At 65.4% G+C, this 16,180-nt stretch carries 20 protein-coding genes and 1 tRNA gene; 5 read left to right on the top strand and 16 right to left on the bottom strand.

The window, feature by feature from the left end; genetic code table 11:
- Nucleotides 1–113: 113 nt before the first annotated feature.
- The 6 genes from CH296_RS20100 to CH296_RS20080 all read right to left on the bottom strand — a co-directional run bounded on the left by CH296_RS20100 (nt 114) and on the right by CH296_RS20080 (nt 2,060).
- Nucleotides 114–356 (bottom strand): hypothetical protein, encoded by a 243-nt coding sequence (locus CH296_RS20100; RefSeq protein WP_094685599.1) that lies wholly within the window; start codon nt 354–356, stop codon nt 114–116.
- 1 nt (nt 357) lies between these two features.
- Nucleotides 358–594, bottom strand: a complete 237-nt coding sequence (locus CH296_RS20095) for a hypothetical protein (RefSeq protein ID WP_094685598.1) — start codon at nt 592–594, stop codon at nt 358–360.
- Nucleotides 587–934 (bottom strand): hypothetical protein, encoded by a 348-nt coding sequence (locus tag CH296_RS20090; RefSeq protein WP_094685597.1) that lies wholly within the window; start codon nt 932–934, stop codon nt 587–589. Before CH296_RS20090 ends, CH296_RS20095 begins: the two co-directional genes overlap by 8 nt.
- A gap of 114 nt (nt 935–1,048) precedes the next feature.
- The gene (locus CH296_RS20085) at nt 1,049–1,726 is read right to left on the bottom strand and encodes a hypothetical protein (RefSeq protein ID WP_143546400.1); all 678 of its coding nucleotides are present in this window, start codon (nt 1,724–1,726) and stop codon (nt 1,049–1,051) included.
- Nucleotides 1,723–1,854, bottom strand: coding sequence for a hypothetical protein (locus CH296_RS29605; protein ID WP_256980515.1), 132 nt, complete (start codon nt 1,852–1,854; stop codon nt 1,723–1,725). Before CH296_RS29605 ends, CH296_RS20085 begins: the two co-directional genes overlap by 4 nt.
- Before the next feature lie 5 nt (nt 1,855–1,859).
- Nucleotides 1,860–2,060: a helix-turn-helix domain-containing protein gene (locus CH296_RS20080; RefSeq protein WP_094685595.1), complete on the bottom strand. Its 201-nt coding sequence runs from the start codon at nt 2,058–2,060 to the stop codon at nt 1,860–1,862.
- 139 nt (nt 2,061–2,199) lie between these two features.
- Here CH296_RS20080 and CH296_RS20075 point away from each other — a divergent pair, with 139 nt between their 5' ends.
- Complete coding sequence (locus CH296_RS20075) at nt 2,200–2,511, top strand: helix-turn-helix transcriptional regulator (RefSeq protein ID WP_094650281.1); 312 nt, start codon at nt 2,200–2,202, stop codon at nt 2,509–2,511.
- Here the strand turns inward: CH296_RS20075 and CH296_RS20070 are convergent.
- A tRNA-Asn gene (locus CH296_RS20070) sits at nt 2,473–2,545 on the bottom strand. The genes CH296_RS20075 and CH296_RS20070 overlap by 39 nt on opposite strands.
- A gap of 160 nt (nt 2,546–2,705) precedes the next feature.
- On the opposite strand from CH296_RS20070, the gene CH296_RS20065 reads away from it, so the two are divergent.
- The gene (locus tag CH296_RS20065) at nt 2,706–2,951 is read left to right on the top strand and encodes a hypothetical protein (protein WP_032394749.1); all 246 of its coding nucleotides are present in this window, start codon (nt 2,706–2,708) and stop codon (nt 2,949–2,951) included.
- Here the strand turns inward: CH296_RS20065 and dnaG are convergent.
- From dnaG to CH296_RS20030, 7 genes are read right to left on the bottom strand one after another with little or no spacing between them, the layout of a single operon-like run.
- The gene (gene dnaG / locus CH296_RS20060) at nt 2,948–4,864 is read right to left on the bottom strand and encodes a DNA primase (protein WP_094681898.1); all 1,917 of its coding nucleotides are present in this window, start codon (nt 4,862–4,864) and stop codon (nt 2,948–2,950) included. The two genes, CH296_RS20065 and dnaG, sit on opposite strands and share 4 nt — an antisense overlap.
- A 52-nt stretch (nt 4,865–4,916) precedes the next feature.
- Nucleotides 4,917–6,191, bottom strand: coding sequence for a deoxyguanosinetriphosphate triphosphohydrolase (locus CH296_RS20055; protein WP_094685594.1), 1,275 nt, complete (start codon nt 6,189–6,191; stop codon nt 4,917–4,919).
- A complete protein-coding gene (locus CH296_RS20050; RefSeq protein WP_094628771.1) occupies nt 6,192–6,908 on the bottom strand; it encodes a YdcF family protein in 717 nt (238 codons plus the stop codon).
- A gap of 55 nt (nt 6,909–6,963) precedes the next feature.
- Nucleotides 6,964–7,572 carry a response regulator transcription factor gene (locus tag CH296_RS20045; RefSeq protein ID WP_094685593.1) on the bottom strand — a complete coding sequence of 203 codons (609 nt, stop codon included), beginning with the start codon at nt 7,570–7,572 and terminating at the stop codon, nt 6,964–6,966.
- A 12-nt stretch (nt 7,573–7,584) separates the two neighbouring features.
- On the bottom strand, nt 7,585–8,694 hold the full coding sequence (locus CH296_RS20040; RefSeq protein ID WP_094685615.1) for a sensor histidine kinase: 1,110 nt from the start codon (nt 8,692–8,694) through the stop codon (nt 7,585–7,587).
- A gap of 46 nt (nt 8,695–8,740) precedes the next feature.
- The gene (locus CH296_RS20035; RefSeq protein ID WP_094657784.1) at nt 8,741–9,544 is read right to left on the bottom strand and encodes an ABC transporter permease; all 804 of its coding nucleotides are present in this window, start codon (nt 9,542–9,544) and stop codon (nt 8,741–8,743) included.
- On the bottom strand, nt 9,541–10,455 hold the full coding sequence (locus CH296_RS20030; protein WP_094628765.1) for an ABC transporter ATP-binding protein: 915 nt from the start codon (nt 10,453–10,455) through the stop codon (nt 9,541–9,543). The genes CH296_RS20035 and CH296_RS20030 overlap by 4 nt, the downstream gene beginning before the upstream one ends.
- A 128-nt stretch (nt 10,456–10,583) precedes the next feature.
- Between CH296_RS20030 and CH296_RS20025 the strand changes: the two genes are divergently transcribed.
- Nucleotides 10,584–12,635, top strand: coding sequence for a YgcG family protein (locus CH296_RS20025; protein WP_373557292.1), 2,052 nt, complete (start codon nt 10,584–10,586; stop codon nt 12,633–12,635).
- A gap of 69 nt (nt 12,636–12,704) precedes the next feature.
- On the opposite strand, the gene CH296_RS20020 is transcribed toward CH296_RS20025, so the two are convergent.
- Nucleotides 12,705–14,090, bottom strand: a complete 1,386-nt coding sequence (locus tag CH296_RS20020; protein WP_094685592.1) for a glycine--tRNA ligase — start codon at nt 14,088–14,090, stop codon at nt 12,705–12,707.
- A gap of 183 nt (nt 14,091–14,273) precedes the next feature.
- Between CH296_RS20020 and CH296_RS20015 the strand changes: the two genes are divergently transcribed.
- On the top strand, nt 14,274–14,735 hold the full coding sequence (locus tag CH296_RS20015; RefSeq protein ID WP_306436624.1) for a metalloregulator ArsR/SmtB family transcription factor: 462 nt from the start codon (nt 14,274–14,276) through the stop codon (nt 14,733–14,735).
- Nucleotides 14,732–15,172 carry a Fur family transcriptional regulator gene (locus CH296_RS20010; protein WP_094631107.1) on the top strand — a complete coding sequence of 147 codons (441 nt, stop codon included), beginning with the start codon at nt 14,732–14,734 and terminating at the stop codon, nt 15,170–15,172. Before CH296_RS20015 ends, CH296_RS20010 begins: the two co-directional genes overlap by 4 nt.
- 6 nt (nt 15,173–15,178) lie before the next feature.
- Here the strand turns inward: CH296_RS20010 and CH296_RS20005 are convergent, their stop codons facing one another.
- A complete protein-coding gene (locus CH296_RS20005; protein WP_082073669.1) occupies nt 15,179–16,171 on the bottom strand; it encodes an iron-siderophore ABC transporter substrate-binding protein in 993 nt (330 codons plus the stop codon).
- Nucleotides 16,172–16,180: the final 9 nt, after the last annotated feature.

Here is a 16,180-nt window from a genome sequence, read left to right as displayed (position 1 = left end):
GGTTCATGAGACGTACCACCCAGCTGCGATCACGAGGGTGCAGATCAGACGCATCGCGAAGTAGCCGCAGACAGCGGCGGCCGCGATCAGGACGTAGGCAATCCGTTCGTCGGTCATGACGCCATCACCTCGACCGATGCCAGCCACAGGTACAGGGCGTCTCGGACGTGCTTCGGGAGCGCGTCGGCGGTGACCTCGCTGATCGGTGTATCGCCTCCGCCCTGCGGGGATTGCTCGACGACCGCCTTACCGAGTGCCGACTGCTTGTCGACAGCATCGATCTGGATGAAGTACCGCTCGTTGACCAGGCCACGCTTCGCGTTCACCTCGGACACGATCACTTTCATGTCGGACATGTCATGCCTCCGCTACGTTTTCGAGGACACCCTCGAGCAGGCTCAGTTGGTACGCGATGTGGGTGATGATCTTGTGCTGATCGCGGTCGACGTCGGTCTCGGCGAGCTGGTCCACGGCGGACTTCGCTGCCCGCCGGATCAGTTCGGCGTTGTCGATCAGCTGCGCTCGCTTCGCTTCTCGGACCATTCGGACTGCGCGGCGACCGTTGATGACGCCGACGCATGCGGTGTCAGCCATGCGCCACCGCCGGCACTGCGATCGGTGGCCCGGTGATCTCGGAGTGCGGGGGCAGGTACGCGACGCGCAGTTTGTCTCCGGGTTTCATCCAGCGGTCGTTGACGGCCTGCCACAAGTGCAGGCCGTCGACCTCACCGCGGTACACGACCCGGCACGGGTACACCGTGTAGATCGTCTTGCCTGCCTCGTTGATGTGCGGGACGAGGAGCTCGACACCGGAGGGCCGGTCGGTCGGTGTCGCAGCGGCCGGGATGTACCGGTCGTAGGCGAGCTGCGCATCCGCCTGCACTTCGGAGGCCAGTTGTTGCAGCCAGTCGGGGGTATTGTTGCTGGTGCTCATCAGGATTCACTCGATTCTTCTGGTGAGTAGACGGGCCTCGCGGGCAATGCGGGGCCCGTTACTTGTCTGTCGAGGTAGGTGGATACCGGTGGTGGCGGCGACCCGGGGGGCCGGTCAGCCGCCACCACCGGGGCCTGAACCGTCAGGGGCCGCAGTAGAATTCAGCGCGCCACCGTGACGGTCAGACAGCCCGGCAGGTTTCCCCGACGGGCGGTACTTGAGATGCTGGCCAGGCTTCGGAACCTCGGACTCCATGCGCAGCGCGGCATTGCCAGAGAGACCCTCGGCCATCCGCGCGTAAGTGCTGACGGTTTCCTCGAAGGCATGCTGGCTTCCGGACATATCTCCGAAGACGGCCGCGGATGCCAGTGCCGCGACGACCAGCGGATCGACAGTCCCTTGCTTCGAGCACTCGCGCCCCCGCAGGGTGCCGAGGTGAGGCGGTCGGCTCGGTGCCGAATCGAGCACACTGCGGAGTGCCGACTGCAGACGGTCCAGTCTCTGATTCAGTTCCGCCGCAACGGCATCGAGACGATCGATACCCTCGGAGAGAAAGCCGACACGGTCGACGTAGTCCAGGTCCTCGATCGCACGGATCGCATCCCGCATCCACAACGTCGCCAGCCGGGCCGCGTCCCGAACGTCCTGTGCACGCTGACGTTCGTCGTCGCGACGTGCCATCTCGTCTTGCATCCCAGCCTGCACCTGGCTGGCTTCAGGCCTGAACAACCGGCGGCTTCTCTTGTCCGGCGACAGCAGGAAGCGCATGTCGTTCCGCTCCGGCGCGCTCACAGCCAGACCTTCAACGCAGAACCCACCTGCATGAACGCCCACAGAATCAGCACCCATGAGGCCGCGCCCGCTGCGCAGATCGCGAGCAGCCACAGCGCGAGACTGCGCGGAGATCGCTTGCGCTGCATGGCAATCACGAGACTGCCGTTTCGTGACGTCGCGCCTGGTCGTATCGATCGACCTCGGCCGGCTCGATCAGGTAGGCCCCGGTTTTGGTCGGGAGCTTCTGGGCGGCCAGCGCATTTCTCGCGATGGCCTGCTGGACTGCGCGGCGTGTGATGCCGAGCCGAGCCGCCACCTGAGCGACGGTTAGCAGGTGTTCGATACTTGGCATAGGTCAAGTTCTACCGTGCAACTTGGCACACGTCAACTATTACGTCATAGGCGGTTTGATCGACGTAGGTGTTGTTATCCGTCACACACACGGTTCGTACCTGTTGCCAAGTTACGAACGTGGTTCTAAGCTACGAACTATGACAACCGTGTATGACCAGGGACGGGTTCCTGAGATTCAGCCGCGACACCGGCTGCGCATTGCGCGCGAAGAGGCAGGCCTCGAGCAGACCGAACTCGCGGAGCGCATCGGAATTTCTCGACAGAGCGTGTCCAACGCCGAGAGCGGCAAGACCTCGCCTCGGAAGGTGGTCTTCAACGCGTGGGCACTCGCGACCGGTGTTCCGGTGAGCTGGCTGCAGACGGGGACAGTCGAAAGCCCCCGCCCGGATGGACCGGACGGGGGCTCTGAGCTCCCCCACCTGGACTCGAACCAGGAACCCTTCGATTAACAGTCGAATGCTCTGCCAATTGAGCTATGGGGGATTACCTCGCGGCGTCACACTCTCGTGCGAGCCGTTGGAAACAATAGCGCACACCCCCTTGCTACTACCAAATCGGGTTCTGCCGAGTACCAAATCGCCCTGCTCGAGGTTCGTCGGGCAAGATGGAAGAACAGCCGCACGCCCTATGGGAGGACCTACTGATGATTCGTTTGGTACTGGCGGCCGGAGCTGCTTACGTACTCGGTGCCAAGGCGGGACGTGGCCGGTACGAGCAGATTCGCAAGACGGCGAGCGCCGTCGCGTCGAGCCCGGCCACCAAGAAGGCGATCGAGGTCGGCCGTCAGAAGCTGTCCGATTCCCTGAACACCCAGCCACGACTGGAACCGATGAAGCCGATCGACGACGAGACCCAGGTCTTCGTTCCCCGCGATCAGCTGCGGCGCTAACCGACCTCGGCCACACTCCCGACGGCGAGCTCGAGCAGACTGCGGCGGTACTGCTCTAGGGCGATGAGGTCGCCGAACAGCGCGTTGTAGTCGTCGGGCTTCTCCACCGGCGACATGCGCTGCAGTTTCGATTTGAGTTCCGCCACCTGTTGGCCGACCCATACCTCCTGGAGTCGTGCGAGCACGCCCGAGATGTAGCGGGTGAGGGCGTCGTCGGCCACGCGCATCGGGTCGACGGCGAGCTCGGTGACCAACGACACGACAACGGCGTCCTTGGCCTGTTTGGCCACGGCGTCGACCCACTCCCCTCCGCCCAGCCCGGCAGCGGTGCCGCCGGCAGCGGCCACTGCGTCGCGCACAGCCGCGTACGCCGGGTGATGGAAGCTTTCCGGCGGGAGCGAATCGAACACCGTTCCTGCCATCGCGGGCATCTGCAATACCGCCTTGAGCGCTTCCCGTTGCGGCCACAGGGACGGATCGGTGGGATTGGGGCGCGGCGGCCCGGCGGGGGCTTCGGCGGGCGCTGCCTGACGCTTCTCGAACGGCACGCGTTTTCCACTCGAGTCGCCTCGGGCACCCTTCTTCGCCTCGTCGCGCACGCGGGCGAGCACCATCGCGGTGTCGTCCCACCCGGTCCAGCCGGCGAGCTGCCGCGCGTACTCGTCCCGCAGCGACGCATCCTTGATGCGGGCGACCACGGGGACGGTTCGCTTCAATGCTTCGACGCGCCCCTCAGGCGTATCGAGATCATGTTCTCGCAGCAGCGATTTGACGACGAAAGCGAACATCGGGGTGCGCCTGGCCACGAGATCGCGAACGGCGTTGTCGCCGGATTTCAGGCGCAGATCGCACGGGTCCATTCCGTCCGGCGCGACGGCGACGAACGTCTGACCGGCGATCTTCTGATCACCCTCGAATGCCTTCATCGCGGCGGCCTGGCCGGCCTCGTCGCCGTCGAAGGTGTAGATCACTTCGCCGCGAAAGTAGCTGTCGTCCATCATCAATCGACGCAGCATCGCCAGGTGATCCTCGCCGAATGCGGTTCCGCAGGACGCCACCGCAGTCTTGACGCCTGCCAGGTGCATCGCCATCACGTCGGTGTAGCCCTCGACGATGACGGCCTGATGCGATTTCGCGATCTCCTTGCGCGCCAGATCGAGGCCGAACAACACCTGAGACTTCTTGTACAGCATCGTTTCCGGGGTGTTGATGTACTTACCCGGCATAGTGTCGTCGTCGAACAGCTTGCGCGCGCCGAAGCCGATGACGTCGCCGCTCTGACTGCGAATGGGCCACACCAGCCGACGCCGGAAGCGATCGATCGGCGTCCCCCGCTTACCGGGTGTCGCCAGCCCCGCGTCGACTATTTCCTTGGCCTCGAAGCCCTTGCCCAGCAGGTGTTTGGTGAGGGTGTCCCAGCCGTCGGGCGCGTATCCGCAGCCGTAGGCCAGGGCGGCGTGGCCGTCGAAGTTGCGTTCGGTGAGGTAGTCCCGCGCGGTCTGGGCGTCGGGACCTCCGAGCCTGCCCGCGTAGAACTCCTGCGCGGCAGCGTTCGCGGCGATCAGGCGTGCTCGGGTGCCGCGGTCACGTTGAACCGACGGCCCGCCGCCCTCGTAGGAGATCGAGTAGTTCAACCGATCGGCCAATTGCTCGACGGCCTCGACGAAGGAGATGTGCTCGATCTTCTGAAGGAAGGAGTAGGCGTCACCGCCCTCGCCACAGCCGAAGCAGTGATAGTGACCGTGGTTGGGTCGGACATGGAACGACGGAGATTTCTCGTCGTGGAAGGGGCACAACCCCTTCATGGAGTCGCCGCCCGCGCGCTTGAGAGAGACGTAATCGCCGACTATGTCTTCGATCCGTGTGCGTTCGCGAATGGCGGCGATGTCGCGTTCAGGAATTCGGCCGGCCACGAAGGGCAGTCTAGTCCCGATCCGGACCTACCCACATTCGGTCGCGGAGCGGTCAGCCCCAGCTGGCCTGAGCTCCGAGCGAACGCTTGTCGATCAGTTCGAGTCGGCTCTCGGTGTACGACGCGATCTGGTCGACGACCACTCGGGTCCGTTCGGCATCGCTGTCGGCCCGCTGCCAGGCGGGCACCAGGATGGGGTCCAGCTCGCCCGGAGCCGAGCGCATCAGCCACTCGGCGACGCGGTGGATGCGATCGCGCTGACGCTCCTGGCGGATCTTGTGTCCGGCGTCGGACATCACGTACCGCAGGGCCATGGTCTTGAGCAGCGCAACCTCCGAGCCGACGATCGACGGCACCACGAGATCGGCGTCGTAGCGACTCAACGGCGCGGTGCCGTACTTCTCGTGCGTGCCCTCGATGGCGGCGGTGGCGAAGCGGCCGACGAGTTCACTGGTCATGTGCTTGAGCGCCACCGATGCGGCGAGAGTTCCGTCGTAGCGTCCGACCGCGACCACGACGGGCATCCTCGACAGGCGATCCGCGGCCTCGATCAGTTCGTCGACATCGAGTCCGCGAAATTCGGAGACGCCGAGTTCTGCGAGGGCGCGTCGCTCGATCGGATCGGACAGCGCCCGCAGGTCGATTCGAGCGTCGATCACACCGTCCTCGACGTCGTGCACCGAGTACGCCACGTCGTCGGACCAGTCCATGCTCTGCGCTTCGAGGCACTTGTGTTCGTCCGGAGCGCCGTCACGCACCCAACCCAGAATGGCGGAGTCGTCTTCGTAGGCACCGAATTTCGCGCCCGGGGCTGGTCGGATCCAGGGGTACTTGGTGGCGGCATCGAGCGAGGCTCGGGTCAGGTTGAGCCCGACGCTGCGACCGTCGGCATCGAGGATCTTCGGCTCGAGTCCGGTGAGAATGCGCAGGTTCTGCGCGTTGCCCTCGAACCCACCGCAATCCTGGGCCACTTCGTCGAGGGCGCGTTCGCCGTTGTGCCCGTACGGCGGGTGGCCGATGTCGTGCGCCAGCCCGGCCAGGTCCACCAGATCGGGATCGCTGCCGAGTCCTTCGGCGATGCTGCGGCCGATCTGGGCAACTTCGAGCGAGTGCGTCAACCGCGTGCGTGGGGTGTCTCCGTCTCGCGGTCCGGTGACCTGGGTCTTGTCGGCGAGCCTGCGCAGTGCGGCGCAGTGCAACACGCGCGCTCGATCGCGCGCGAAGGCGCTTCGGTGCGAGGCGTTGTCTGCCCCGGCCCGCAGTCCCGCGGTCTTGGGCGGTTCGGGGACGAATCGTTCGACGTCGTGGGCCGAGTACGTGCCGGTCATCTACTGGCCTGCCGTGTAGGAGAAGTCCGCGGTGAAGTGGGTCAGCTGATACCACAGCAGAGCGCCTGTCTCCCTGGCGATTCCGTGCGCCTGGGATTCTCTGGTGTAGACCGCGGGACCGGTGCGCGTCGGCGAGGTCCAGGCGTCGAGGCCTGCGTCGCGCGCCATGGTTCGGGTGCGAAGTGAATGCCACGGATCGCTGACCAACACCACCGACGACTTGCCCTGCTCGCGCAGGGTGTTGCTCACGGCCTCGATGCTCTCGAGTGTGTCCGAGCCGGTCTCGACGGCAACGATGGCGTCGGCGGGAACGCCCTGATCGATCAGATAGTTGCGGCCCGACGCGGCCTCGGTGAACAGGTCCCCCTCCTGCTTGCCGCCGACGGTGACGATCTCGGGGGCTATTCCCTGCTCGTACAGCGACGCGGCCTGGGACAGTCGTGCCTCGAACACCGTCGACGGCGTGCCGCTGTACTGCGCGGCACCGAGCACCACGATGGCGTCCGCCTTGGAATAGTCGTCGATGCGCGCCACCTGCCACACCCGCACTGCTGTTCCCGCGACCAGCACCAGCGACATCAGTACCACTCCCGCGACGAGCCGACCGGTCCAGCGTCCTAGCGTTCCGAAGAAGCCCAGGCGCTCGGGACCGGGGTCCGGGGCATACCGATCGTCGTACGGGTCTCCGTACGAATCTCGGTCGAGAGTTGAATTCACCCCTCGAGTTTGCCAGGCCTGCTCGTCGGCGTGAATACGGCGCGCCCCGAACGACCTACAGCCACCCTCTGTCCTCGGCCACCCGTACCGCCTCGGCCCGGGTACTGGTGCCGGTCTTACCGATGGCCGACGACAGATGATTGCGTACCGTGCCCTCCGAGAGGTGGACCTGAGCAGCGATGGATCCCGCCGTCCCGCCCTTGGCGGCCGCCCGGAGAACCTCCTGCTCTCGGGCCGTCAGTGGAGAGACGCCGTCGGTGAGGGTTTCGGTCGCCAGCGTCGGATCGACCACGCGAAGCCCCATGTGCACGCGCCGAACGGCGTCGGCCAACTGCTTGGCTGGGGTGTCCTTGACCACGAAACCCGACGCACCCGCATCGATCGCGCGCCGCAGGTAGCCGGGTCGTCCGAATGTGGTGACGATCAGCACTCTCGACTCCGGAGCGATCTGGGCCAGTTCGGCGGTGACCTCGATACCGTTCCTGCCGGGCATCTCCACGTCGAGCAGGACGACGTCGGGTCGATGTTCGAGAACGGCAGCGGCGACCTCGTCCCCGCGTCCCACCTCGGCGACGACGTCGAGATCCTGTTCGAGCCCCAGCAGAGCTGCCAGCGCTCCCCGCACCAGGGCTTGGTCGTCCGCCAGCAGGAGTGTGATGGTCATTGCGCCTGCGTCCTATTCACCGTGTACCTCCACCCTGAAACCACCGGTCGGCACCCGGGCGATCGTCAGTGCACCACCCGCGGCGGCCACTCGTTCTCCCAGACCCCGCAGACCGTTGCCGCCGGAATCCTTGTCTGCCGGTCCCACTCCGTCGTCGACGATGGAGATGGTCGACGACGTCAGCGTCACTCGGCAATGTCGTGCGCTCGAGTGGCGGACCACATTGGTCACCGCCTCCCGGATCACCCAACCGAACAGTTCTCGATGTCGCAGTGGCACCACGTCGGCGTCACCGGGAAGATCGGCATCGATTCCCGCAGCGGTCAATGCGGTTCGCGCACTGGCCAACTCGGATCCGATGTCGACCTGTCGCATGCCCCCGACGGTGCTGCGCACATCGGCAAGTGCCTGCCGGGCAAGGGTTTCCAGTTCGGCGATCTCGACGGCCGCTCGGGCGGGGTCGATCTCGATGAGCCTGCCGGCCAGTTCGCTCTTGACGGTGATGACGGTCAGGGAATGACCGAGGATGTCGTGCACATCCCGGCTCATGCGCTCGCGTTCGGCCACGATGGCCAGGTCTGCCAATTGTTGCCTGGCCACGGCCAATTCGTGATTGCGCTGGAAGACCTGAGTGATTCCCCATGCCGCGGCCGCGCTGATCAGCAGCTGGAAGGCGAAGAAGTTGTCGGGCTCCCAGGAATCGACGAAGCGTGGAGCCGCTTCGACGATCACCACCATCGCCGCCACCAACGCCCAGGCCTGCCGGACCGGCAGGGTCATCATCGCCAGCACCGCTATGTAGACGGTCGCGCCGAAACCGGTGGTACCGACCAAGGCACTCATCGCGAAAGTCAGGGCCACCATCACCCCGAGCGCGATCCATGCCTGCGACGTCGGCAGTGGATGTCCTCGGCGGTGTCCGTTGCGGAAACGCCAGAAGGTGGATGTGAACACGACACCGAAGCCGAGAATCACGACGATCCCGAAGACCCGGGCCGGCACGGATTCCAGAGACAGAATCTCGTTCAACGGATAGATCAGATAGATGAGCCAGATGGCTCCGAACATCCAGCCGTACCGCCAGACCCGGCCCTCGGGGAGATCGGCGGTGAACGTGGTCATGTCGCCCACGGTATCCCTGTGGGCGGCACGATCAGCGGTTTCGGTCTCAGGCACGCTTGGTGTCTCTCCGGAACAGCATCGCCGCGCCTGTGACGAAGATCGTCGCCCAGACCACCAGATTGATCACGGCGACCAGCAACGTTCCGGTTTCGGTCCCGGCGAACGCGGCCCGGGACACGGTGGCCAAGCCGTAGAGCGGGGTGAACTGGGCCAACATCGGGAACCAGCCGCTGTCACCGAGGGGAACGAAGAGTCCGCCTGCCAGCGCCAGGAACGCGAGCACGGGTCCGAGGATCTGCATCACGTTCTCCGAGGGCAGCAGGTAGCCCATGAACAGTCCGAACGCGGCGAACACCGCCGAGCCGATCCAGCCGATCAGGCCGCTGACGATCCACACCCAGATCGGCATGTCCGCCCCGAGGAACTTCGCGACGACGAACACCACCACGATCGAGGCCGCGCCCATCGTCATGGCCACGAGCACCTTGGTGACGATGTAGGCGACGGGCCTGAGCGGCGTCAGGCGAAGCTGTCGGCTCCACCCCTGTGCCCGCTCGACCGATACCATCGCTCCCCCGCTGGTCGTTGCCAGCATCGCTCCGTAGACGGCCATGCTGATGGCGATGTAACCGGTGACGTTGCCGTGCGCAAAGGGATAGTCGGTGCGGTAGTCCGACTGCGTGCCGAAGATGACGAAGAACACCGGCGGCATGACCAACGTGAAGATCAGCGTGCGCTTGTTTCGGAACAGTCTGCGGATTTCGAGTCCGAGAAACGTGGTCGAGAATCCGCCCCAGGCAACGGCTCTGCCGGATGTGCGGGTGGTTGTGGACTGCGTGGTCGTGGTCATCGGATGCTCCCGGCGAGGTTGTTTTCGGAGTCGGTGGTCAGGGCGAGGAATGCGTCCTCGAGGTTGCGCGAGACGATTTCGAGATCGGTCGCGTGTGCGTCGTTGAGCAGGTACCGGGCCACCGCGTCGGAGTCGCGTCCGTGGACGATCACCCGGTCGCCACGTGTGTCGACGCGGTCCACTCCCGGCAGAGCCAGCAACACCGACTGGTCGACGCCGGGCAGTGTGGCGGTGACGGTGCGCCCTGCCGCCAGGTTCTTCACCTCGGCGGCGCTGCCGTCGGCGACGATCTTGCCGTGCCGCACCAGAACGATGCGGTCCGCGTACGCGTCGGCCTCGTCGAGGTAGTGCGTTGCGAACAGCACCGTTCGGCCGGTGCTGGCGTCCTGGCGAATGGCGTTCCAGAAGTCGCGACGTCCTTCGACGTCCATTCCGGTGGTCGGCTCGTCGAGCACCAGCAGGTCCGGATCGGGTAGCAGTGCCAGCGCGAATCGCAGTCGCTGCTGCTGTCCCCCGGAGCATTTGGCCACTCGCCGATCTCCGATGTCGGCGATGCCGGCCCGGGTGAGGACTTCCTTCACCGACCGTGTGCGGGCGAACAGTGCCGACGTCAGCTCGACGGTTTCTCGGACGGTCAGGTCGCGAAGCAGACCGCCGGTCTGCATGACGGCCGAGATGCGGCCCTGGGCGATCGCGTCGGCGGGTGTTCCCCCGAACACCGACACCGACCCGGTGGTGGGTGTCGCCAGGCCGAGCATCATATCGATGGTGGTCGTCTTTCCCGCTCCGTTCGGTCCGAGAAATGCGACGACCTCGCCCGGTTCGATGGACAGGCTGAGCCCGTCGACCGCCCGGACCGAGCCGTAGGTCTTGGTGACGTTTCGCAGTTCGACTGCCTTCGTTGTGGTCATGGGAATCACTCTGCTGCGATCGAGCAGCGTCGACCTCGTTCGAGCGTCACGATTACGAGGTGACAACTGTCATGCATCCACATCGACCTGCTCGATCTCCTCGCCGCCCAGCCGGTAGATTTCAGCGCATGGCAGTCCAGCACCGGCGGCACAGCAGCGCCACAGTCGTTCGAAAGTCAGACCCCCGAAGCTCGGTCCATCGATTTCGTCGTCTCGCCGCCGTGGGTGCCCTGACCCTGTTCGCGGCGGTCCTGCTCGCGCCGGGGGTCGCCTCCGCAGAGGCTCCGTCGCGCCTGCCCACGCAGATCACCGACAACGTCCAGGCACTCGACCCCGACTCGATGGCCGAGGTACAGACCTCCGTCGACGACCTCTACGGCAGCAGCCAGCTTCGGTTGTGGGTCACGTACGTCGCGGACTTCGACAACATGTCGGCGGCGAGCTGGGCCGAGCAGACTGCATCGAGGAGCGATCTCGGGCAGCGCGACGTTCTGCTCGCGGTGGCGACCGTGGACCGTTCGTACTACCTCGGTGTGAACACCGGACTGTCGCAGATCACCTCGTCCGAGCAGGAAGATATTCGGGTCAATGACGTCGAACCCGCACTGCGCGAAGAAGATTGGTCCGGTGCGGCCATCGCAGCAGCGGGTGCGCTCGGCGACGCGTACGCCTCGAGCGGCAGCGGCGGCTCGTCCGCACCCCTGCTGATCGGCGTCGGCGTACTGGCCGTGGCCGGCGGCGGAGCCGTCGTCTACTCGTCGCGGCGCAAGAAGGCCCGCGTCGCCGCCGAGGTCGAGGCCGTGACGAAGATCGACCCGAGCGATCCGGCCGCACTGGCCGCCTTCCCCATCGACGTACTCGACACCCGTGCCAAGGAAATCCTGGTCGAGACCGACAATGCAGTACGCGCCAGCGAAGAGGAATTGAACCTCGCTCGTGGAGAGTTCGGAGATTCTGCGGCCGCACCCTTCATCGCCGCCCACGACAACGCCAAACGGGCCCTCGCGTCCGCCTTCGAGATCCGCCAACGCCTCGACGACGCCATTCCGGAAACTCCCGATCAGCGTCGAGCGATGCTCGTCGAGATCATCTCCTCCTGTGGCCAGGCCAATCGCGAACTCGATTCGCGGGTGGAGGAATTCGACGGATTCCGCGATCTCGTGATGAACGCAGACGCCCACCTCGACGAGCTGACCCAGGCGGTCGTCGGCTTGACGGTGAGAATTCCGCAATCCGAGTCGGTTCTCGCGCAGCTGCATTCGGAATTCGCCGCCTCCGCCCTGGCCTCGATCGCAGACAACGTCACGATGGCCAAGGACCGAATGGCACTGGCCGAGGACAACATCGAAGCCGGCCGCAAGGCGGCAGCACTCCCGCCCGGTAAGCAGGGACCTGCTGTGACCGCCATTCGAACGGCCGAACGAGCCGTCGACCAGGCCAAGACCCTGCTCGACGGCGTCGACCATGCGCGAGACGACATCCGGCATGCCATCGCCACCCTGCCCGACGCCATCGCGGACGTTCGCCGCGACATCGAGCAGGCTCGTGGTTTGGCCGAACACGGTGGGGCCGAACTGCAATCGGCCATGACGGCGGCGCAGGCGGCTCTGAAGAACGCAGAGACGGCGCAGTCTTCGGACCCTCTCGGCAGTTACACCGCGCTCGCGGCGGCCGACGCCGAACTCGAGAAGATCGTCGACGAGGCCTCGGCGGACAAGGCTGCCGAGGATCAACTGCGGGCCCGTCTGGATCGCGATATCGCCGCCGCTCAGGCGCAGATCACCGCAGCCGCGGACTACATCTCGACCCGCCGTGGCGGTGTGGGGGCCGACGCCAGAACGCGCCTGTCCGAGGCCGAACGCCACCTCGGCGCGGCTCGGCAGCTGAGCCAGGACAACCCCGACGAAGCCCTCAAGCATGCTCACGCTGCCAGCCAATTGGCCTCGCGCGCATCGCAGATCGCCCAGTCCGATGTCCAGAACTGGGAGAATCGTCACGGTCCTCGCGGCGGCGGCAGCGGCGGCAACATCGCCGGCGCAGTGCTCGGCGGCATTCTGATCGACAGTGTGCTTCGCGGCGGCGGGGGTGGCGGAGGCTTCGGTGGCGGATTCGGTGGTGGCGGGGGCTTCGGCGGAGGTGGCGGCGGCGGCGGATTCGGTGGTGGTGGCGGCCGCTTCTGACCCACCCCTCGACAGCCGACAGGGCCCGATCTCATCGCGAGATCGGGCCCTGTCGGGTGAGTGAGGTTCTTACGCGCCGATCAAACGGGAGGCGATGTAGCCCTCGACCTGATCGAGTGCCACGCGTTCCTGCGCCATCGTGTCGCGCTCGCGGATGGTGACTGCGTGGTCGTCGGGGGTGTCGAAGTCGACGGTGATGCAGAACGGGGTGCCGATCTCGTCCTGTCGACGGTAACGGCGACCGATGGCTCCGGCGTCGTCGAATTCGACGTTCCAGTACTGACGCAGTTGCTGCGCAAGGTCTTTCGCCTTGGGCGTCAGGTCTGCGTTACGCGAGAGCGGAAGCACCGCAACCTTCACCGGGGCCAGGCGACGGTCGAGCTTGAGCACGACGCGCTTGTCGACGCCGCCCTTGGCGTTGGGGGCCTCGTCCTCGGTGTACGCGTCGACGAGGAACGCCATCAGCGAACGCGTCAGACCGGCCGCAGGCTCGATGACGTACGGGGTGTAGCGGGTGTCGGTGGCCTGCTCGTAGTAACTCAGGTCCTGGCCCGACGCCTTGGAGTGCACCGAGAGGTCGTAGTCGGTGCGGTTCGCCACGCCCTCCAACTCGCCCCACGCACTGCCCTGGAAGCCGAACTTGTACTCGATGTCGACGGTGCGCTTGGAGTAGTGCGACAACTTTTCCTTGGCGTGCTCGTAGAGCCGCAGGTTCTCCGGATCGATACCGAGATCGGTGTACCACTTCATGCGGTAGTCGATCCAGTACTGATGCCACTCGTCGTCCTCGCCGGGCTTGACGAAGAATTCCATCTCCATCTGCTCGAACTCACGGGTGCGGAAGATGAAGTTTCCCGGAGTGATCTCGTTGCGGAAGCTCTTACCGATCTGGCCGATGCCGAACGGTGGCTTCTTGCGCGAGGTGGTCAGCACGTTGGCGAAGTTGACGAAGATGCCCTGTGCGGTCTCGGGACGCAGGTAATGCAGGCCCTCTTCGTTGTCGACCGGGCCGAGGAAGGTCTTGAGCAGACCTGAGAATGCACGCGGTTCGGTCCAGGAGCCGGGTTCACCGGTTTCCGGGTCGCGGATGTCGGCGAGGCCGTTCTCCGGCGGGTGGCCGTGCTTCTCCTCGTAGGCCTCGATGAGGTGATCGGCGCGGTACCGCTTGTGCGTGTGCAGCGACTCCACCAGCGGGTCGGAGAACGTCTCGACGTGGCCCGACGCCTCCCACACCTGCCGGGGCAGGATCACCGAGGAGTCCAGCCCGACGGTGTCGTCGCGGCTGGTGATCATGTTGCGCCACCACTGCTTCTTGATGTTCTCCTTGAGCTCGACGCCCAGCGGGCCGTAGTCCCAGGCCGACTTGGTACCGCCGTAGATCTCGCCGCACGGGTAGACGAGGCCTCTGCGCTTGGCGAGGTTGGCGACGGTTTCGACTTTGGACTTGGGTGCCACTGGCGGAGCTCTCCATCTTCGGTTACATCGTGTAAGAGGTGACGGGCGGTTTTCGCCCTGATCAGACTATCTGGCTCGGCGGGCTAAACCGAACAGCGGTCGGGTGCGGAAGTTGACATGCGCACCTGTGCATATCACAATGAATACGATTTGCAATAACAACTACTGCACTAACCTGGTGTCATGACGTCGCTCGTGCAGGGAGAGTCCGCCGACAACGAACCGGCGACCGAAGGAGCCGCAACCGTGTCCACGGATTCGACAGTGGAAGCAAGTTCGACCCACCGGCAGGACCCGGAGCACCCGTTGCACTCCGGCGATCCGTTCGCCGCCGCTCCCCCGGCTCACATCCCGCCGAAGGAGACTCTGACCGCGGCGGGCGACATCCTCCGGGCACTCGCGGCCCCGGTGCGCATCGCCATCGTGCTGCAGCTGCGTGAGTCCGAGCGGTGCGTGCACGAACTCGTCGTCGCCCTCGGCGTCACGCAACCGTTGATCAGCCAGCACCTTCGAGTGCTCAAGGCAGCGGGTGTGGTGCGCGGAGAACGCAACGGACGCGAGGTCCTGTACCGATTGGTCGACGATCACCTCTCCCATATCGTCGTCGACGCCGTGGCCCACGCCGAGGAAGGCCGGAACCTGTGACCGACAAGTCCACCGACACCGCGACATCGCGACGACCCGTCGTCGTCGGAGTGCGGGCCACCAAGCAGCGCAGTGCCATCTCCGATCTGCTCGACACCATCGAGGAGTTCAAGTCCGCACAGGATCTGCACGACGAATTGCGCAAGCGCGGTGAGGGTATCGGGCTCACCACGGTGTATCGGACACTGCAGACCTTGGCCGACGCCGGGACGGTCGACGTTCTGCGCACCGACAACGGCGAGTCGGTCTACCGGCGCTGCTCCTCCGGACATCACCATCACCTGGTGTGTCGCTCGTGCGGTTTCACCGTAGAGGTGGAAGGCCCCACCGTCGAGAAGTGGTCGCAGAGCGTCGCCGAATCCAACGGCTTCAGCGACGTGAGCCACACGATCGAGATCTTCGGCACCTGCAGTCAGTGCACCGCAGCCCCCCAGTGATTCCGCTCAGGCGACGACCTCTGCGATGCGAGGTACCAACGCGTCGATGGCGAACGGAATCGACAGCACCGAGTTGTACGTGATCGCTCCACGCTGATCGGTGGACAACGGCACGATCGCATCGCGCCGAGCAGCATCGAGAGTTCCGAAGATCGGGTTCTCCGCCACCACGTCGATGTCGGCACCGGTACCGAGATAGAGCACCAGGTCCGCATCGAGCATCGAAATGTTCTCGGACGAGACCGGAACGAAGAAGTTGGTGCCGTCGTCCTGGGCGCGGATCGATTCCGGGACCTCGAAGCCCAGTGAGGTGACGAATGTGCCGCGGGCATCACCGGGCAGATATGCGCCGAACTGGCCGTCGTACGGAAGCACCACTGCTGCAGTCTTGCCCGCGAACTCCGGATGTTCGTTTCGAACCTGCTCGAGCGCGGCGTCGGTCTGCGCGTTCAACTGCTCACCGCGGTCGCGTTCACCCATCGCGCGAGCGATGGTGTCGGTGGCAACCTCACGATCGACGGCATAGGCAGCAGATCCTGCAGGTCGGGCGACCGTCGGCGCGATGCCGCTGAGCCTGTCGTACGTCGCCTCGTCGAAACCCGCGTTGAGTCCGGTGATGAGATCCGGCGCCAGCGAGGCGATCAGCTCGAAGTTAGGCTCGGACTCCGAGCCCAGCAGCGTCAACGGCGCGTCACCGACCAACTCGTCGGTCCAGGGACCGAGTCCGGTCTCGTAGAACGTGTACCCGGTGTTCCCGACGGGAACGGTGCCGAGCGCGATGACGGCATCGGCGTCGGACACCCCGAGGGTGACGATGCGCGTGGGCTTCTCGGCGATGGTCGTGCTGCCGTAGATGTGGTCGATGACAACCGGGAACGCACCGTCCGCCGACTGCGTCGCCGTGTCGACGTCGTCGGTGGTCGAACAGGCCGTCACGGCCGCACCGAGGGTGATCACCGCCACCACTACCGTGAGCATTCGGGTCCACCGCACAGTCATCGCATCCAC

Origin of the sequence: Rhodococcus sp. 14-2496-1d, assembly GCF_002259365.1 — a bacterium.
Lineage (GTDB): Bacteria > Actinomycetota > Actinomycetes > Mycobacteriales > Mycobacteriaceae > Rhodococcoides.
The sequence above is the reverse complement of the archived record's forward strand: the minus strand, read 5'-3'. Positions and strand labels throughout refer to the sequence as shown.

Bases quoted from the DNA above. Each gene is read 5' to 3' on its own strand.
- CH296_RS20030 (WP_094628765.1), bottom strand. From the start codon at position 10,455: ATGACCACAACGAAGGCAGTCGAACTGCGAAACGTCACCAAGACCTAC.
- CH296_RS20075 (WP_094650281.1), top strand. From the start codon at position 2,200: ATGACAACCGTGTATGACCAGGGACGGGTTCCTGAGATTCAGCCGCGA.
- CH296_RS20040 (WP_094685615.1), bottom strand. From the start codon at position 8,694: ATGACCACGTTCACCGCCGATCTCCCCGAGGGCCGGGTCTGGCGGTAC.
- CH296_RS20055 (WP_094685594.1), bottom strand. From the start codon at position 6,191: ATGACCGGCACGTACTCGGCCCACGACGTCGAACGATTCGTCCCCGAA.
- CH296_RS20080 (WP_094685595.1), bottom strand. From the start codon at position 2,060: ATGCCAAGTATCGAACACCTGCTAACCGTCGCTCAGGTGGCGGCTCGG.
- CH296_RS20065 (WP_032394749.1), top strand. From the start codon at position 2,706: ATGATTCGTTTGGTACTGGCGGCCGGAGCTGCTTACGTACTCGGTGCC.
- CH296_RS20100 (WP_094685599.1), bottom strand. From the start codon at position 356: ATGTCCGACATGAAAGTGATCGTGTCCGAGGTGAACGCGAAGCGTGGC.
- CH296_RS20015 (WP_306436624.1), top strand. From the start codon at position 14,274: ATGACGTCGCTCGTGCAGGGAGAGTCCGCCGACAACGAACCGGCGACC.
- CH296_RS20005 (WP_082073669.1), bottom strand. From the start codon at position 16,171: ATGACTGTGCGGTGGACCCGAATGCTCACGGTAGTGGTGGCGGTGATC.
- CH296_RS20045 (WP_094685593.1), bottom strand. From the start codon at position 7,572: ATGACCATCACACTCCTGCTGGCGGACGACCAAGCCCTGGTGCGGGGA.
- CH296_RS20095 (WP_094685598.1), bottom strand. From the start codon at position 594: ATGGCTGACACCGCATGCGTCGGCGTCATCAACGGTCGCCGCGCAGTC.
- CH296_RS29605 (WP_256980515.1), bottom strand. From the start codon at position 1,854: ATGCAGCGCAAGCGATCTCCGCGCAGTCTCGCGCTGTGGCTGCTCGCG.
- CH296_RS20035 (WP_094657784.1), bottom strand. From the start codon at position 9,544: ATGACCACGACCACGCAGTCCACAACCACCCGCACATCCGGCAGAGCC.
- CH296_RS20025 (WP_373557292.1), top strand. From the start codon at position 10,584: ATGGCAGTCCAGCACCGGCGGCACAGCAGCGCCACAGTCGTTCGAAAG.
- CH296_RS20090 (WP_094685597.1), bottom strand. From the start codon at position 934: ATGAGCACCAGCAACAATACCCCCGACTGGCTGCAACAACTGGCCTCC.